Below are 18,294 nucleotides of genomic sequence, written 5' to 3'. Positions count from 1 at the left end.
GCCGTCATCGCTTTCAGTAAATTCTGTTCTTTGCCACGTCCATGGTGCTACGGGCTATGATTGAGTAACGATTCACAACATTTAGGGAAATTATGTCCAGGTTCTTTTTCAATGACCGCAAACAACTGGTCAATGACGCCATTGAAGGCTTAGTGATCTCCGCGCCGCACGGCAACCTTGTCCGACTCGATATTGATCCCGCCATTCGCATTGTTGCCCGCGCGGACTGGGATAAAAGCCGCGTAGCGGTGATTTCCGGCGGGGGGTCCGGCCATGAACCGGCGCATGCTGGCTTTGTCGGCAAAGGCATGCTGACCGCCGCCGTCTGCGGCGATGTGTTTGCTTCGCCCAGCGTCGATGCGGTGCTGAATGCCATTGTGGCGGTGACCGGCGATCGCGGCTGCCTGTTGATTGTTAAAAACTACACCGGCGATCGCCTGAACTTCGGCCTTGCGGCAGAAAAAGCCAAGCGCTACGGCCTGAAAGTCGAGATGGTGATCGTCGCCGACGACATCGCGCTGCCGGATAACAAACAGCCGCGCGGCATCGCTGGAACGGCGCTGGTGCACAAGATTGCCGGCCATGCCGCCGATCAGGGCAAATCGCTAAGTGAAGTGCGTGACATCGCGCAACAGGCCTGTGAAAACGTCTACAGCCTCGGGCTGGCGATGGAGACCTGCAACCTGCCGGGCAGCGATGAAGAGGAAGGGCGTATTCAGCGCGGTAAGGTCGAGCTGGGGCTGGGGATTCACGGCGAGCCGGGCGCTTCAATTGTCGATACGCAGAACAGCAAGTCGCTTATCGATACGCTGGTGAAACCGCTGAAAGCCGCAGTAGGCGACGATCGCGTCGCGGTGCTGATCAACAACCTTGGCGGCGTGTCGGCGCTTGAGATGGCGCTGCTGACCAAAGAGCTGGCGCATTCCGTGCTGAAAGATCAAATTGCGTATTTGATTGGCCCTGCGCCGCTGGTCAGTTCGCTGGATATGAAAGGTTTTTCCCTGTCGTTACTGCGCCTGAATGAAACGTTCGAGCAGGCGATTTGCGCGAATGTGCAAACCGTTGGCTGGCAAAAACCGGTGGCGTTCGCACCGATGAAAACCCAGCAGCACAATGCGGTGTATGACGGGCTGGAGATTGAACCTTCAGACAATCCACAGGTAAAAGCGCTGGTCGGTACGGCGGTGCAGACGCTGATTGGCCTGGAAAATCGCCTGAACGCGCTGGATGCGAAAGTGGGCGATGGCGATACCGGTTCGACCTTCGCCGAAGGTGCGCGTGAGATTGCCAGGCTGCTGGAAGAAGAGGCGCTGCCGCTGAATAACACCGCGCAGTTGCTGCAACTGATCGGCGAACGGCTGGCGACGGTAATGGGCGGCTCCAGCGGCGTGCTGATGTCGATCTTCTTCACTGCGGCAGGCCAGGCGATACATAACGGTACAGCGTTGCCAGAGGCGTTACTGCTGGGGCTAAAACAGATGAAGCATTACGGCGGGGCGGATCTGGGCGATCGTACGCTGATCGATGCGCTGCAACCGGCGCTGGAGGCGTTGCGCGACAACGGGCTGGATGCTGCCGTCTCTGCGGCGAAAAGCGGAGCTGCCAGTACGGCAACGATGCAAAAAGCAGGGGCCGGGCGCTCGTCGTACGTTAACCGTGAAAACCTTGATGGCGTGAGCGATCCCGGCGCGGTGGCGATTGCCGAAGTGTTTGCCGCTATCGCGAAATAAAGCACACTTGCCCGGTGGCTTACCGGGCTTACACACCTGTCAGAGCGACCCGCCATTCGGCATTTATTTCACCGTTGTGGAGTGGTGTCGTTGATCGGCATTCTGCGGTTTCTGAAAGCTTGCCGGTGATGAACGTAAAAAAGGGGGACCACAGCGTCCCCCTTATCACTCTCCGGCGCGATCCAGTTGCCGATCGGGCAAAGTTACGCTTCCACTTCGTTCTGGAAATCCGCTTTTAACACCACGCGGTAGCGGGCTTTCCCGTCGCGCACGTGCTGCAAGGCTTCATTGATTCGCGACATCGGGAACATCTCGGTGGTTGGCGCGACTTTGGCGCGCCCGGCAAACTTCATCAGTTTACGCAGCTCAAACGGCGTACCGGTTGCCGAACCCGATACGCTGCGATCACCAGCGATCAGGGTAAATGCCGGGACTTCCAGCGGTTTCAGCACGGCACCTACCGTGTGGAAATGGCCGCCGTGGGTCAGCGCTTCAAAATAAGGCTGCCAGTTAAGATCGACGTTAACGGTGTTGATGATCAGATCGTACTGACCGGCCAGCGCTTTCAATGCCTCCGGATCGCGGCTGTTCACGACATAGTCGGCGCCCATGATCCGCACTTCCGCCTCTTTCGCCGGATTTGAACTGAACGCCGTCACTTCACAGCCCATTGCATGCAGCAGTTTGATGGCGATATGCCCGAGGCCGCCAATCCCAATCACGCCGACGCGGCTGGTGGCGGTGATGTTGTGCATCAGCAGCGGTTTAAACACGGTAATGCCTCCGCACAGCAGTGGTCCGGCGGTTTCGATATCGATGCTGTCCGGCAACGGAATCACCCACTGCCAGTCGGCGCGGATCTTATCGGCAAAACCGCCGCGATTCAGAATGGTCGGCACCGCGCCTTCCAGACAGTTGATATGGTTGCCGTCGATACAGGCATCGCAGTGCCCGCAACTGCGCGCTGTCCAGCCGATACCCACGCGCTGGCCCACTTTTAACCCTTTGTTTTGCGCGGCGCTACCCAACTCCACCACGCGACCAATCACTTCATGCCCGGCAACCAGCGGGTACTGGGAGAAGCCCCATTCGTTGTCGATCATCGACAAGTCTGAATGGCAGATACCGCAATAATCCACCTGCACTTCCACATCTTCTGCCGCCAGCGGGCCGGCATCGTATTCCTGTAATTCAAGCGCGGCGCCGGCCTGCGGCGCGACGTAACTTTTGATGATGCTCATTACGGATTCCTTAGGTTTTTAGGGGGACGCATGAAGTGTAGGGCATCTGGCGCTTCCCCGGCAGAATGTCGCGCGTCTGACCGCCCGTTTCGCCAAAGCCATGCCTTCCGTCCTGGGCCATTTTCCCTGCTTTAACCCGTCATCCAGCCAATATTTTCACCCTTTCCCGGCCTGTAGTGTGGGTCCTGCGAATTCGCAACACGATGTTTCTGTACAACTCACAGGAGTACGCATTATGGATTCACAATTCATTGGATCGGTCATTAATGCACTACCGCTGGAACATATGATCGGCGGCCCGCTGCAGGCGATGATCAAAGCACAGGTACAGGCGAGTAAGGCCTACGCCGACTTCCTGCTCTCTGTCTGTATTAAGGATGGTAAAGCGGAGTCGGTGCAGTTCGATTACGACGAAACCGTGGTTGACGACAAAGGCGTGATTCAGGGCGTGGTGAAAAAAACCATGCGCATTCCGCTGCTGGCGGCCATCTCTCACCCGAACATCAGCATCGAAGAAGGGACCATCGATTTCGAACTGGAAGTCTCGCAGAGCGAAGCCAGCAGCAGCCAGACCGAAGCGGAAGCTTCGCTGGAAGCCTCCGTCGGTTGGGGACCGTTCAGCGTCAAAATCAGCGGACGTGTTTCGCATAAAGATCAGCAAACCCGCTCCACCGATACCCGCGCGAAATACAGCATCCACACCCAGGTCAAACGTCAGCCGCCGCCGGAAGCCCTGATGCGCGTGATTGATTTCCTGACGGATGCCGCAACACGCCCGGCTGTTCTGCCGTCTGAGGCGCAAAAGCTGGAATCGAAACAGCTTGATGCCTATCCCGAAACGCCTGCTGGCGCTGAAAAAGCCCCGGCTGACGCAACGCGTTAATTCTGATGTTCACGCTGAGGCTGCGTTGCAGCCTCATTTTTCACGGAGCGCACTATGTCAATGAAAGACTGGCTTCGCGGCAACCGGAATACGCAAGAGAAGGCGAGCGAGCAGCCTACGGCTCCGCCGGACGAGCGCGCCGGAATGTCGCCCGACGATCCGCCGACAGAAGAGACCGGCGGGTTGCCGCCTGCGGATCCGCCCTCTTCGGATCTACCGCCCGATCCGCCGCCGCCGGAAAGCCCGCCACCTGGCGGCCCGGTTGGGGTGCCTCTCTCGCTGGCGGATATCACGCGCGGGATGCAGCACGCCGCCTCGGCGGCAAACCAGCTTATCGCGCATCAATACATGCAGGCGCTGGACCCCTTTTTTGAGCACAGCGATGACGGCCGGCTGGTGCCAAAAGTCGTCGAAATGGCGCTGGATGATCAACATCACTTTGCCTTGCCGCTGGTGGCGCTCTCCACGCCGCGCGGGCTGATGCTGGAAAAAATGAAGGTCTTTTTGACAGTACGGACCGATGCCGTTGAGCAGCAGAGTGCGGTTTCCGGCACGCCCGATGACACGGTTGGCCGTTTCCTCGTCAGCATGTCGCCGCCGAGCCGCGAAGGCAACGCTCGCGACAGCGGACACGTGGACATTGAAATGCAGTTCACCGTGCTGGAACCACCAGAGAGTGTGATGCGACTGATTGAAGAGTACACCCGACAAGTTCTTCCCCAATCTAACGTGAGGAGTGATGACAATGGCTAACCAACCAGCAAACACCGGCGCTGCCGGATTAACTCTCATTAAGTCTTTTGAAGGGCTAAGCCTGGAGAAGTACCGCGATGCGGTCGGTAAATGGACCATCGGCTACGGCCATTTGATTTTGCCCAATGAGAATTTCCCGCAGGCGTTAAGCAAGGTGGAAGCGGAAGATTTATTGCGGGCGGATCTGGGGACGACCGAGCGCGGGATTCATCGCCTCGTGACGGTCGATCTCAACCAGAACCAGTTCGATGCGCTGGTGGCGTTTGCCTTTAACGTCGGGCTGGGCAATTTGCAGAACTCGACGCTGCTGCGCCTGCTCAACCAGGGGCAATACCAGGAGGCGGCGGATCAGCTTCCGCGCTGGAATAAAGCTGGCGGTAAAATTCTCGCTGGCTTGACCCGTCGCCGCGACGCGGAACGTGCGCTGTTTATGGCACCCGTAAACTGAACCGACTGGAGGGATTCCAATGAAATACACGCTGCCGATACTGTTTCTGGCTGTGTTAACCGCTGTACCGGTGTATGCCGACTTACCGCAATGCAGCGCGGTGGTTCAGGCGGCCAACCAGCAACTGGCGAAACAGAACAACAAGACCGTACAGGATGAGAAGAAACTGACGGCTCTGCTCAAAACGCTAAATCGTGATGATGTGCTGCCCGCTGAGTACGTGACCCGCGAACAGGCGCTCAAATTGGGCTGGAGTGGGAAGGCGGAAGATTCGCTGTGGAGCATCTGGGCGCTGAACAAGAAAGTGTTGGGCGGCGATCCCTGGACCGGCAAGCCTTTGCCGGGGAAAGGAAAATGGTACAGCGCCGATGTCGATAGCGTACGCGGTCTGCGCAGTAACAAACATCTGATCTACAGCCCGGAAAGCGCGACGCGTTATCTCACTACAGATAATGACGCGACAACCGTCACGCTTCCTCCTTGCCAGTAGTCAGTATTGCGGCCTCATCCTATTCGTTGAGGCCGCCTGTTGAGGAGGAGATTGCCATGGTTGACGGCATTCAGATGTTAAGTCAGGGACTGGCCGCGCTCGCCGGGTTATTTGGCGGGCTAAGCGTCTCGTTTTTCTGGCAACCAAAAAAATTGCATCAGCACGGTCGGCTGGCGGCAGGGGTGATCATCGGCGCCATTAGCGTCAGCACGACCTTCACGCTGGGCGGTTTTATTGCGCGCTGGCTGGGCATGAACTTCAAAGATAGCGATATCGCGATGGGTATTGGCTATTTTGTCGGCGCGATCAGCGTCGGGATGATTGCCTGGCTGGCGAACTTTTTTAACCGTCGGGAAGGGCACGATATTTTACAGGTTGCCGGCGAGCTAAAACGCGTCGCCCGTGGCGTAAAAGTCACCCCAACGCGCCGCCGCGCACCACGACGCCCTAAATCGGGAGATCCATCATGACGTTGAAACTCATTTTCTGGGCGGCCACGCTGGTGGACGGGGCAATTGCGGTGATTATTTTTGTCAGCGCCCTCAGCTCCCGTATGCCCAATATCCCCGTCTGGTATCGTATTGGGTTATTAATTACCGCGTTAGGATTTACCGTTCAGGGGTTTCTCAATCTTCCCTATTTGCTGTTCAATGTCATGTTAATGGCGCAAGAACTGCCGTTCTGGATATTAAAAGATGTCGGTGTCGGCGTGATTGCTATTTATTATTTCTGCCACACGATGCGTAAAGATGAGAAGCCGAAAAAAACACCAGTACGTAAAAAAACGCCGGCGGTTAAAAAAGCGACATCTTCCAGAGCGCCCCGCAAGACAACGCTCGCCAAATAAGAGTCACCGTGCATCTGCGCTGCTGTAAATGCTGATGTTAAATATCTCTGGCAGGAGCATTATGCACGGGCATAGTGCTCCTGTATTTGCTCAGTGAGAAATGTAGCAACAATTAAGTGTTAATAAAAATTCAGGCTGGACTATTCGTCCGAATACATCATCGCGGCTTGTGTACGGTTATTCACATTCAGACGGCGGAAAATAGATTCCAGATGCGCTTTCACTGTACCGGCGCTGATATTTAACTGGCGGCTGATTTGCTTGTTGGATTCCCCGGCAGCCAGCAGCTTGAGGATTTCGCGCTGACGCTCGCTGAGCCGCGCAATCGCGCCGTGTCCGCCATCCAGTAGCGTGATGCTTTCCTGCGGGAAGCAGAGCATTCCCAGCGACGCGGTACGCAGCGTCTGCGCGATGGTTTCCGGCGGAGAATCACGCCTGACAAACGCAATCGCATGGTGATGCAGAAACTGCCTGAGTAATGTCGGCTGGCATTTATTCATCAGCATCACCACCGGAATAGTGGGGTGGTGCAATGCCAGCGTATCGAGTAATTCAAGACTCTCTGTTTTATTTCCGTCACCATCCAGCAGAATTAACGATGCCGGAAATTCATTTAGTGTTTCATTAATTTCATTCTGATTATTCAGCCCTCGAATCTTCACATTTGGGATAAAGTGCGAAAGTACTGATGCCATTCCTTCAATAAATATCGACTGCTTGTCAATCATGAGTACATGCATGCGTCATCTCCACGTAATAGCGTTCGTCAATGAGCCTGGTAATCATCAGAGTATTAAATGAAATGAAAAAAATGAAACAGGCTAATTGTCATAGGTCTTTTAACCGATATGGCAAATTAGCGAAAATGAAATAGATAACCTGATTAGTAAAATATCATATATTAAAAATGGCCGTTTCGCTATTTTATAAATAATTAGCAGGGTGAGGATGATAAATAACGTGATAGAGGGGACCGGGGATTTCGAAAGACGGGTTAATGTAGCGCATAAAGCGCTGCGACAGGAAAAGGGAGTACCAACAGCTTGACGCAGCGCTGGTTTTTTCATCACTTAGCAACTGAACGCGAGATCGTGGCTTGCATAGCCGCGAACGGCAGGTATAATCCCACACGTTTCCGCATCCCCTTCAGTGCCGAAGTGGCGAAATCGGTAGACGCAGTTGATTCAAAATCAACCGTAGAAATACGTGCCGGTTCGAGTCCGGCCTTCGGCACCATCGGAACATCAATAGACGTCAACGGACGTCTATTTTTGTGCCTGAAATCCAGTATCCGCAAGGCTTTCCTCGCTTTTTTACTCAACCTAAGTCAACCTGATTCAATCTACATCAACTTACTGATGCGGGTACAACTGCGGGTATATCCCGGTTCGATAATGTTTGTACCCACACAGAACCCTTGAAAGGATACTCATCATGGCTCTGAGTGATGTGAAAGTTCGTACAGCCAAGCCTGAAGCAAAAGCCTAGAAGCTTACTGATGGTGACGGCATGGTATTGCTGGTTCACCCGAACGGTTCTAAATACTGGCGACTTCGTTATCGCTTCGGCGGCAAAGAGAAGATGCGAACTCCTCATCTTGTGTCTTTGTCTCGCCAGGCGCAGGCTATTCTGGAAAAGATCAAAAGCATCAGTGGGAATCGAGAGCTGATTTTCGTTGGCGATCACGATCCACGTGAGCCGATGAGTGAGAACGCGGTTAACAAAGCGCTGAGAGTGATGGACTATGACACGAAAACGGAAATGTGTGGGCATGGTTTTAGGACGATGGCTTGTAGTTCTCTGATTGAGTCAGGATTGTGGTCGAGGGATGCGGTGGAGAGGTGGATGAGCCATCAGGAGCGTAGCTCTGTTCGGGGCTGCTTATATCCATAAGGTGTAGCATTTAGAGAAGAGGAGACTGATGTTGCAGTGGTGGGCGGATTGTCTGGATGCGAATCGGGAGAAAGGGGTAAATACTTTTGTCTTTGGAAAACTGGAATTTTCCAGAGATTAACTGGTTGAGTTAGCATAAATTTGCGATGCAGACTAGTAGTGCGTTAAGAGCCTGTCAGTTTGTTGTGGCAAACAAATGGCCGAATTTAGTGACCTACGATAGTAAGGCTACACCATATGAATGGTGGGACATGGTTTTCCCACACGATGAGTGCCATCCTGCATGCGTAGGTCTGATTAGGCCAAGATTAAGATACAATTATGGAAATCACCTAGACGCTTAAAGCTAAGAAGGAACTGAAACGTATTATTTCGATGCTGATAACTTTAGGTACCTCTTGTTAAGAAAAAATTCTGTAAATCATTTTCGATTTTCTCTACAGCCAAATCAATCAACTTAGTAATATTAGGATTTGATTCCTTTTTTGAATACTTCCGGGATAAAAGTACAGACTGTGAAATACTATCAACAATTTTCCAGTATTGAAATGCAGTCATCTCATTTTCTCTACGGGAACTCAACGCCTTCATCGTTGACCCCTCATAGTAAATATGATGGATGTCTTGTGAGATGTAATATAATTTTTTGTCGTTTGTTCCAACCCAATGTTCAGTCTCAAACTTTACACCATTTATAGTGATGAAGGAACCTATATCTTCTGAAAAATTAGCTCCCGTAAGCCAGTGTAAATCCATCGCTGCATCAAATGCATACCATCGACATTTATCAAGATAGCTTCCGTTCTTATAAAAATTCTCTTTTATATATTTTCGACGCGTATGTATACTCTCTGGTAGCTGATTAATGGTGTTTGAGTCAAGATCCCAAAAAGCATATTTTGCTATTTCTAAATCATACGCACTAATCATGTCAATGAAGCTTATCATGCTATAAAGATATACTTCGAATCTTTTTTCAGGCGTGAGATGAGAATAGTTTAATTTTATATTTTGAATTTGAAGCATAGATATATAATGAAGACCATATACTGTCCTTGCTTCAACGGAAAGTTCCTGAAAATTAATTTTCTTTTTTTCAGAGACTGGAGCGTATTCCCTGAAAGTCGCCTCGGGATCGTCAATATGACCAGGCCAGAATCGGTGGCAAAAGTTCTGATAGGCCGTCATTGATTTCTCAACCCATATATCAGGCATTTCATTAACACCAATTGCGGTTAAACATACATTTCCTGATTGTAATAAATTTACTAACGGTAATAGACCAACTCGTTTTACATCCTCCAGGGTTGATGTCGATGATAATTCCTCCATTCTTTGTAAAGAGCAATTATCTAAGTTTATCTGAACAACTTTTTTCTGCGTCAAACACTGCAAAGCATAATCTGGAGTCAATACCTTATTATTTTCATATATGGAGAGGCAAGGTCTTATGAATTTAATTTCAGAGCGTTTTCCCATTTGTAGCCTCTTCAATTTTTTAAAAATTGGTTTTAATTCTAATTGACTCCCAGCGCCTTATAAACCGCATCTACAGGTTCAGAATAAAAACTGACCTGGAATTTGGTGAACAACTCGGCTGGCACCGTCGGGATATCTACCGCGGAAGACATCGGCAGAAGGACCTTTTTCGCGCCGCTATCGAAAGCAAGTTGTAAGCTAGCCGCCAGATCCTGAACAGGGTTGATTACTCCACCGAGCGTCATGCTACCTAACACGACCATTTGTTCCTGAACGGGTTTCGCCAGTAAAACGGAACACAGCGCAATAAGTGCTGCCAGACTGGTCGCGGTACTTGGCCCAGTATTGTGCAATTCGACTACGTGCAGGTGATACTCATGTTCAGAAAATTTCGCTGTTGCGCTAACGCGGCTGAGGTTGCCTTTGAAATAGTCAAATCCAACCCGTATAGCTTCCTTAGCCGAGGTGCTTGATCCAAGACCAGAAACGCTATGCTTACCATTACCTGCTGTCATTTGAGTTTCGAAGCGATACAGGCCCGTCATGCCACTTTCCGCTTGCGTAACTAAATGCACTACGCCTGGCTTTGGCATGCCAGCAGGAATTAATTCGCTGCCACCTTGTTCTGGTACGCTGACGAAGTATTCTTCCAGCGTCTCGTTATCGATATAGCTAAAGTTCACATCGAAAAATTCCAGTCCGCCTAGCTTTTTAAGCTGTTCTTTGACTCGACGGCGAGCTTCCATGGCGTAGGTCAGACAAACTCGGACATCTTCTTTGCTGTAAGAACCATTGGGATGAAGAAGTTTCAGTAAACCCGAAACTGTGCGCCTTACCGCGATAACGTCGCGCTGGTTGAGGTTGTTACCCAACTTGTAGAACTTATCAATCGCATCCGAGAAGCTTCGCTTGCGCATCTCCCGCATATATTCAGCGAGATAATCTGTGATAAGGCCGTAGCGATTGGTAAAGAATTCCGGACGCATTTTCGGAATTTCCCAGCCGGGAATATAGGCATGGAAACGGTCGAAAAATGCCGTGTCAATCATGGCGGTAGGGAAGGGGGCTAACAGATGGCTGGTTTTGACTAACGTCTCTACGCTTTGATTGATGTTGCCAACGAACACCATCGATGCTTTGCCTTCAATCGAATCTCTGCCGCGGGAAAACGAGCCTGACGCCATGTAATCTTTCATGATTTGCACGCCGTCCCGGTCTTTAAAAGTGATTCCCGCCACTTCATCAAACGCGACCACATCCCACATGCCAACCAGGCCAATCTGGCGGCTGGCCATGTTGTAAAACAGGTTTGCGACCGTGGTTTGCCCGCCGGAAACCAACAGTGAGTTTGGCGAACATTCTTTATAGACGTGACTTTTACCGGTGCCGCGTGGGCCCAGTTCGCAGACGTTATAGTTGTTTTCCACGAAAGGGATCATGCGAGTGATCAGGTGCCACTTTGTTCTCTGCTCAATGTTGGCAGGTTCCATACCCACAGAACGTAGCAGGACATCAATCCACTGGTCGCGGTTGAAGTGCGTACGTGCGGTAAACACCTCTTCCATGTCCATATTGGGCATCTGGATAGGTTTAAGCGTCATCAGGGAGAAAGGCGACGTTTTCTGCCCTTCCTCAAAGAAGTAATTCACGGTGATCATGCACCAGATGCCGCCGGTCAGTAGTTTCTCGTTGTCCTTGACCATCTGGGAAGGAACCAGTGCATCTTTAATGCCGAGGTTGGAAAGCTGGGCTTCGTAAACATCTTTCTTCTGATTCAGCCTTACTGAAACTTTGTCGATGATTTTGTAAGAGCCACGTTCGCGAATCAGGGATTTCACCTTCTCCGCTTCATCCGGGCGAACATAGTTATCAGAAAGGATACGCTTAACGTTCTGCAAACCTTGCTCAACAATACTGTCATCATCGGAAGCACAATACATACCGAGCAGGTACTCAAGTACGTAGACGGGAACGTTCGCACCTTCTTTGAGTTGCTTCGTCAGATCTTTGCGTACCACACGCCCCCGGAAATGCTGGTTCAGCAATGTATCCAGATCTTGCCCTTCGGTTGAGACGAGTTCCCCTTCGGATACGGCTGGAATGGGTAAATCATTATGGTTTTGCATATCGCCTCACTTAAAAGAAATCATCCTGAAACGCCAGATCGATAATGACAGGGTACTTCTGATAACCGGTTTCGGTTCGCGCATCTTCCAGCATCAGCCAGTACTGATTCCGCCGGTTAAAGTTCGCGCCGATCAATTTTAACGTGACATCGCGCACTCGTTTGTCCATGGCGTTGTTATCACTGTCGAAGCTCACTTTCTCTTTACCCGACACGACATTATTTTCTTCATCGACGATAAAGATATTTAATGTTCGGGGTTCGTAAAGTTCACCAACAGGATGTGTCTGCAGCAGGCTCACCTTATCAAGGTTGTTTACCAGCTTGATCACGGGATGGTAAGCAACAATATCGACCGGGCGACGCTGCGGTTGTTTTTCTGCGGCTGTTTTTTGCAACGCTTTTACCTGAAGTACCGGGACACAGACTTCCTGCAGCATTGCGCCACCGTGGACAAATCGCGCGCCGCCGGAAAAATGGAAACGCTGTACGCCTTTTGGCAACAGGAATTCACTGTCATCCGCGACGCCAGCGGTATCAGCCAGTTTGCCTTTCCAGCAAAAATCATCGGCAGGGAGCTGATGGCCGATAATAAAGCGCTTATGGTTTTTAATCGTATTTTCCGGCTTGATTGCCAGGGTCGTTTTATCCTGCGTGGAAAGCTGTTGTTGCTGGAACAGGAAGCCATGATCGGCGGTGACAATAATACGCGTGGCATGGAGACGGTTAATGACGCGGGTCACCAGATCTTTTAATTCGTCAACTGCGCTACGGCACGCTTCGAAGGTTTTCTCTTCCGTGGATGCACTGTCTCCCATCGCATCGATGGTGTTATGCCAGATGTAGACGACTTCAGCATCACGAATAATATCCCGGCCTTCCTGATTCTTCCATTTCAGCAGGTCGTCGGATTTTACCCCCATCCCCTTAAATTTCTTGAGGATAATATCTCTGTTAGGGATACCTGAAGTAGACAAGCCATCGGCATAGACAATATCGTTGTTACCTTGCTGGTAACTTAATTGCTCATGCGGTAGTAAAGCCGCCATCCCCAACTGGGTATAGCTTGGCAGAACGCCGGTCTGTGAACGCAACTCTGCGCTAAAGCGCTTCTCTTTATTGATCTGGTTGCTTAGCTCTTCGGCAACTTCATAACGCAGCGCATCTGAGATAATCACGAAGACACGCTTGATCTGCGGATTGTTAAATTGCGGCCTGACAACCTCTTTGTAAAAGTCCTGCTGCCGTGGAATGCCGGGGATGCGCCACTCCTGCATACGCTTTTCGGCTTCCAGGACTTTATTCCAGCTGCGGCTCAGCTCTGCCAGATACCAGTTGGAATAGAGCGCTTCAATATAATCATCCAGGCTTTTAAGGATCATTGCGCCTTTACTGTGTACCAACAGTGCAGATTCGTTAAACAGGCGATAGGCCTGATCGAAGCGGAACAGCTCTTCACAATAGGCTTTCCAGAAGGTTGCGCTATCCGGATAGTGGAAACCATCAATAAAGCGGTTACGTAAATGCAGCAGACGCTCTGCCTGACGCAGCGCATCGTAGATGGCGTAATACTCCTGCCGTGTCTGGCACCAGTATTTGCTCTGGCGCTCGGAAAGTAATTTCTTAAAGGCTTCACGATCCAGGGTGGTGCTCTCTTCCTGTAACTGAGTCACCAGCGCACGGATAATCGTCTGCTCAATGCTTTCTGTGGTTTCGCATTCGTGCAGAACGTAGGGAGAGCTCTGGCGATAGTGATCTTCAGGATGCAGTGCTTCTTGTATCCACCGGGCGCAGTAATCGTAGGCTGATTTATAGCGACGATCGGCACGCCAGCTAACCATAAACGCTAATGCTGAGGCCCGACCGGATGGTGTGAGCAGGACATTTTTCTCCAGCCATTCGCGCTGTTGCGGATCGGCCTGCGCAGACAGGTCAGTACAAAATAACTTCAGGATCAGGTTTTCCAGCGACGGTTGTTCTGTCGGATAACCCAATTCATCGTGCGCTATTTTCCACAATACACTGTCGAGATCGTGGCGCTTAAGCATGGCCTGGGTGTTTTCCAGCTCGCTGTCGTCATCTTGTTGCTGGTTCACATACTGATTAATCAGGCTGAACAGGATATCCTCTGTTTTAAAGGATTTAGCTCCCGCAATGACAGCCAGCATTTTTTTATCCAGTGAATCTTCTGTTTCCTGTTCGGTGATCCACTGCTTCAGGGCCTGCGGGCGTTTGCCTTTAAAAAATGATTTACGACGTTGAATATGATCCCGCAGGCTAAGCTGCGGAATACCTAATGCATTAAGCGTGATCGCCGCAAAGTCGGCATGAAATTCCGTGCTGTAAAGTCGGATATCACGCAGCCAGTCAAGTTCAGGGGATGGCACATCATGCGGGAACCACAGCAGGAATTGCTGCTCTGGCTCATCAATTTCAATACGTTTTTTAGTTGCCAGCTGCGAGGAGTTGTTCATATTGAGCAGCGTGACGTTTTCAAGCGCCAGCTGATCGAGTTCTTCAGCAAAACGTTGGTCGGGATCGTGCCAGAAAACGATGCGATAGTCGGTAAATTTTGCTTTCAGTCCGGCAATAAGTTCCTGATTTTGCAAGGTCACAATCCCATGTTGTTACAATGAATTTAGTGTAGAAAACAGAACCGCGATTGGCTCAATGTTTTGCTGTAAAAGCAAGTGTTGAGGTGTCTCTGAGGACATCAAGATCGGCATTTTAGCATGATCTGCGGATAGGTTGAGATGAATAAGCAAAGCACCACCGGTAGCAAACCGATGGTGCCAAGGAGATTAGATTATTTCAGGTGCATTACCGGTAATCGCTTTGACATCCGCTAACAGATCGCCAAATTTGCCATAGTTAACCTTTACGCCATCATCCAGATCGAGAGTGATGCGCATATCAGCGTAGTGGCGTAAGCGATCATCGAAGCTGCGCAGTTCGTTGAACTTTTTGCTTAAACTATCGCGTTCGCGCTTCAGCCGCGTTGCTTCGCCACCAGAAGAGGTGTCGATCTGCTCATTCAGACGATCGATATTCGCCTGATAGCGCGCCAGCAGCGGCACTACATACTCGGTACGCATTCTCGCCAGCGTCGCGTCGTTATAGCGATGCAGATAGACCAGGCACTCAAACGCTTTCTCTTTACCGGAGCTGAATAGCCAGTAGATTGGGCGCTTTTTGTACATCTTCAGATGATCTTTCCAGAACTGCGTGGAAAGATAGCGGCGGATAGTGTCCAGCGCAGATTCGCCTTTTTTCGGCTTGATCGCATACAAACAAAGATTTTCAGCGATAAATTCGAGGTTTTCCTGCAGGTGTTCTTCGCCCCAAACGGTAAGGACAAACTCTTTAACGCGGGAGGTGACATCGTCATCAAACCAGGCATCATCCATCAGTGGCAGGATGCCGTCATTATCGGCCGGGAAGGTTTTGTAAGCACCTTCGGCGACAAGATCGGCAAAGCCCTGGTTGCCTTCATGGGCGTAGACAAGGCCTTCACGATCGAGGGAGTAGCGGCCCATCATGCAGGCAATTATTATACTGACAAGACGTATGTTTATCTCTTTAATAAATGTATTATCTGTTGTTGTGCTGGATTGTGAATAGGTCATACCCACAAGTTTACAAATTCTTTCTTCATTAGCCTCAATTAGGCTATTTATTTCTTGCTCCATCATCAATATGCGCTCTTCAATTGACTTTAAACATTCTTTCAATATCCCTTTACCATTTATTATTTTTTTTATACTGAAAGTGCTAGAGTTTTCATAAAAAGTAGACATTTCTTCTTTGAGTGTTAATATTTTGTTTGTGTGGCTCCAATCATGCTCGCTTGCATTTTTAGGGATTGGTAGGGATGCAACTTCTCCAGGATTTAAATGTATCGATGGATTAATTATGTTGAATACATATTTCGCATAATTAGAATTCAAAAAACTCAAAACAAGATTTGCGTATTTATTATCTTTTAAGATCATAAAGTGAGATGTTGAATTTGCAATGCAACCCGGAGAAAATTTTGAAAAAGAGTAGTTTTCCGAGCTCACGTCAGCCCATGCAATACATTCTTTAAAGTAGTATTCCTTATTTCTAAGAGAACCATTGCTTGGTTTTGAATAACGCTCACCATTGTTTTCATAGTTTACTAAACAACTGCTCTCCCCATAATAACTTAACTTGTTAATTTGGTGGATTAAAGGTACCCATTTTTTATCACCGACAACTTCACTTGTGTTTGATAAACTTTTATTAATATTGTTTTTATTAACTTCATGTATTAAACGTATGAACTCATCGGTGCCCTTAGTAATAATTCCGCTTAAGCATTTAGCATAATCAGATATGCTATCCCAATCTTTAAATCCAGTTAAGATATTAGGTGTTAACCAATAGCAAATAGGGTGTGATGGGATTTTAAGGAAATCATTTTGTGTGTATTGATGATAATAAAATTCATGTTTGAAAAAAGAAGTTGGTTTCTCTTTAGTGTTCATAGATGTTAACTTTATGAACGTTGGTAAGTAATCTGTAATTTTTTCTTTGGTTATAATGAACGCAGTGGTTTGAACAACTTCACCAGTAATTTGCTCGAATGCCCTAGCGCCTAAATGTAGCATGCTAATGATGTTTTTATTTTTTAATATATCTTCCCTTAGAGATTTAAATGTTGACAAGAACATCCAGACTTGCATATTTATTTGAGCATTAAACCCATAGTCCTTTAAAAGATAAAATGCATGCTGCATAAACATTGCAAATAAATCTGATTTACTCGCGGGGAATAAGTTCTTTGCAAAATCTTTCAAGTCGTCATTCATTCCCTTACTATTCATATAGGGAGGATTGGCCAGCACCGCATCATATCTCTGAGCCAATATCCAAGCCTGTTGGATATACGGAATAAATGCCCTTGCCGCAGCCCTCTGCTGAATGTCTCCTTCCTGCCCCAGCCGATATAGCGCATCCAAAAACTTTTTCAGCTCCGCAGCTTCCTCATGCGGCACCTGAATAAGCGAGCCAAACGTTTTGGCATTGACAAATAATTTCAGTGTGCGCATCAACAGCTGATATTCCGGGCTGTCTGTATGCGCCAGCTCGGTATTTTCCGCAAACATATCGCCGATAGTGCCGGTCTGGCTCTGCTGGTGGAAGTTCAGCTGTTGCCACAGTTTAGCGATATCCAGATGCAGGCTCTCCTGCAGAGAGACAATATTCAGTCTTACATCGCGAGAAAATATCCGGCGGTCATCCTGCCGTGCCATCATCATTAATGCAAAGCCGGAAAGCTGGGCGGCGCGATCGTCGATATCGAGACCGAAGATATTATTTTCCAGGATTAGTTGCGGAATATCACGCCCACGGTAACCGCGCTCTTCATAGATATTTTTCAGCACGTTGTAGGCTTCAATCAAAATATGGCCGGAGCCACAGGCCGGGTCGAGCACTTTGATGTTTTCCGGTTCAATGCTGGATGGAGTAATCGCTGCCAGCTGCGCCTGTACTTCCGGCGTCTGCTCCGCAGGCTCAATATAGTAATCCATTTTACTTTTCAGCGGCGAATCCGGGTAGGTCTGTAACCACTGGCGACCCACCGAGTTCTGCACCAGATACTGTACGATCCAGTTTGGGGTAAACAGCTGGGTGGCGGCAGGGATATCTTCGCTTTTTACCACCTTGCCAATAACCGCATCCTTTTTCTCGGAGATATAGAACTGATATAGCCAGCCGATCACTTCGACCTGATCCCAGTCTTCAGGCGGGATGTCGTCTACCAGATTACGCAAGATAGAGTCGGTACGGGTCAGGTTATCCGGCAGCAGCAGTTCAGCTTCATCGTCAACTGCCTCAAACAGAAACGGCATGGCGCGATGCAGCGCATGGCACTGGCCCAGCAGTAACTCGCGGTACAGGTCTTCGTCCGGATTACCGGAAAGCTTCATCTCTACCAGACGCGCTTTGTCGAGCCCCAGGCTTTCGGCGACTTCTGGCACATGATCCAGCACCTCAAAACCCGTCGGGTTATCCGGGTGTGATAACACCTGGAAACCGTGATCGAGATAGCCGTGGCGTTCCATATAACGGATTGCGCACAGGCGGTTAAACCAGGTATAGGCGCTGCGCTCGACCAGCACATCAAAACCCTGTTCGCGCGCGCATTTTACCAGTTTATCACGGCGGGGGAGGGTGGCTTTTGGGGAGTCAAATTGTCCGTAGCGCACGGTTTCGCCAACGATTTCGGCATCAGCAATTTGTAGAGTGCCTTTTTTATCAACAGAGATACCCAATGAAATGAGTTTCTGGATCACCGCATCACGGAATTGATTACGTGCCTTCGGGGCATATTTTTTGATGTTATTGGTGTTCATAGAAAATCCTGCAAAGGGCAGCAGG

The 18,294-nt window shown here is 49.6% G+C and carries 13 protein-coding genes, 1 tRNA gene and 1 pseudogene; 9 read left to right on the top strand and 6 right to left on the bottom strand.

Going from position 1 to position 18,294, the window contains the following annotated elements; translation table 11 throughout:
- Positions 1-92: 92 nt before the first annotated feature.
- Positions 93-1,730, top strand: coding sequence for a dihydroxyacetone kinase subunit DhaK (locus AWR26_RS22665; RefSeq protein WP_064568632.1), 1,638 nt, complete (start codon positions 93-95; stop codon positions 1,728-1,730).
- A gap of 203 nt (positions 1,731-1,933) precedes the next feature.
- Here the strand turns inward: AWR26_RS22665 and ahr are convergent, their stop codons facing one another.
- A complete protein-coding gene (ahr, locus tag AWR26_RS22660; protein WP_064568631.1) occupies positions 1,934-2,971 on the bottom strand; it encodes an NADPH-dependent aldehyde reductase Ahr in 1,038 nt (345 codons plus the stop codon).
- A 235-nt stretch (positions 2,972-3,206) separates the two neighbouring features.
- Between ahr and AWR26_RS22655 the strand changes: the two genes are divergently transcribed.
- The 6 genes from AWR26_RS22655 to AWR26_RS22630 are packed head-to-tail and all read left to right on the top strand — an operon-like array spanning position 3,207 to position 6,392.
- A complete protein-coding gene (locus tag AWR26_RS22655) occupies positions 3,207-3,854 on the top strand; it encodes a DUF2589 domain-containing protein (RefSeq protein ID WP_007372853.1) in 648 nt (215 codons plus the stop codon).
- Between the two features lie 54 nt (positions 3,855-3,908).
- Positions 3,909-4,607 (top strand): DUF2589 domain-containing protein, encoded by a 699-nt coding sequence (locus tag AWR26_RS22650; protein ID WP_064568630.1) that lies wholly within the window; start codon positions 3,909-3,911, stop codon positions 4,605-4,607.
- Entirely contained in the window at positions 4,600-5,055 is a 456-nt protein-coding gene (locus AWR26_RS22645; RefSeq protein WP_064568629.1) for a lysozyme, read from the top strand. Before AWR26_RS22650 ends, AWR26_RS22645 begins: the two co-directional genes overlap by 8 nt.
- A 19-nt stretch (positions 5,056-5,074) precedes the next feature.
- A complete protein-coding gene (locus tag AWR26_RS22640) occupies positions 5,075-5,545 on the top strand; it encodes a hypothetical protein (protein ID WP_064568628.1) in 471 nt (156 codons plus the stop codon).
- 56 nt (positions 5,546-5,601) lie between these two features.
- Positions 5,602-6,015, top strand: a complete 414-nt coding sequence (locus tag AWR26_RS22635; protein ID WP_064568627.1) for a hypothetical protein — start codon at positions 5,602-5,604, stop codon at positions 6,013-6,015.
- A complete protein-coding gene (locus AWR26_RS22630) occupies positions 6,012-6,392 on the top strand; it encodes a hypothetical protein (protein WP_064568626.1) in 381 nt (126 codons plus the stop codon). The genes AWR26_RS22635 and AWR26_RS22630 overlap by 4 nt, the downstream gene beginning before the upstream one ends.
- Positions 6,393-6,532: 140 nt before the next feature.
- Here AWR26_RS22630 and AWR26_RS22625 read toward each other — a convergent pair whose 3' ends face one another.
- Positions 6,533-7,132 (bottom strand): response regulator transcription factor, encoded by a 600-nt coding sequence (locus AWR26_RS22625; RefSeq protein WP_007372859.1) that lies wholly within the window; start codon positions 7,130-7,132, stop codon positions 6,533-6,535.
- Between the two features lie 411 nt (positions 7,133-7,543).
- Between AWR26_RS22625 and AWR26_RS22620 the strand changes: the two genes are divergently transcribed.
- Positions 7,544-7,628, top strand: a tRNA-Leu gene (locus tag AWR26_RS22620).
- Positions 7,629-7,970: 342 nt separating this feature from the next.
- Positions 7,971-8,406: pseudogene (locus tag AWR26_RS22615) on the top strand (tyrosine-type recombinase/integrase); the annotation flags it as partial.
- A 266-nt stretch (positions 8,407-8,672) separates the two neighbouring features.
- Here the strand turns inward: AWR26_RS22615 and AWR26_RS22610 are convergent.
- The 4 genes from AWR26_RS22610 to pglX form a co-directional block, all read right to left on the bottom strand.
- Positions 8,673-9,764 (bottom strand): hypothetical protein, encoded by a 1,092-nt coding sequence (locus tag AWR26_RS22610; protein WP_064568625.1) that lies wholly within the window; start codon positions 9,762-9,764, stop codon positions 8,673-8,675.
- A gap of 38 nt (positions 9,765-9,802) precedes the next feature.
- Positions 9,803-11,890, bottom strand: coding sequence for a protease Lon-related BREX system protein BrxL (gene brxL, locus AWR26_RS22605; RefSeq protein WP_064568624.1), 2,088 nt, complete (start codon positions 11,888-11,890; stop codon positions 9,803-9,805).
- Between the two features lie 10 nt (positions 11,891-11,900).
- A complete protein-coding gene (gene pglZ, locus AWR26_RS22600) occupies positions 11,901-14,498 on the bottom strand; it encodes a BREX-1 system phosphatase PglZ type A (protein WP_082934128.1) in 2,598 nt (865 codons plus the stop codon).
- Positions 14,499-14,690: 192 nt separating this feature from the next.
- Positions 14,691-18,269 carry a BREX-1 system adenine-specific DNA-methyltransferase PglX gene (gene pglX / locus AWR26_RS22595; protein WP_064568622.1) on the bottom strand — a complete coding sequence of 1,193 codons (3,579 nt, stop codon included), beginning with the start codon at positions 18,267-18,269 and terminating at the stop codon, positions 14,691-14,693.
- Positions 18,270-18,294: the final 25 nt, after the last annotated feature.

The sequence above is a fragment of the Kosakonia oryzae genome, assembly GCF_001658025.2.
In the GTDB taxonomy this organism is placed as follows: domain Bacteria; phylum Pseudomonadota; class Gammaproteobacteria; order Enterobacterales; family Enterobacteriaceae; genus Kosakonia; species Kosakonia oryzae.
Note: the sequence above shows the minus strand (reverse complement) of the source record. Positions and strands in the feature narration are given on the sequence as shown.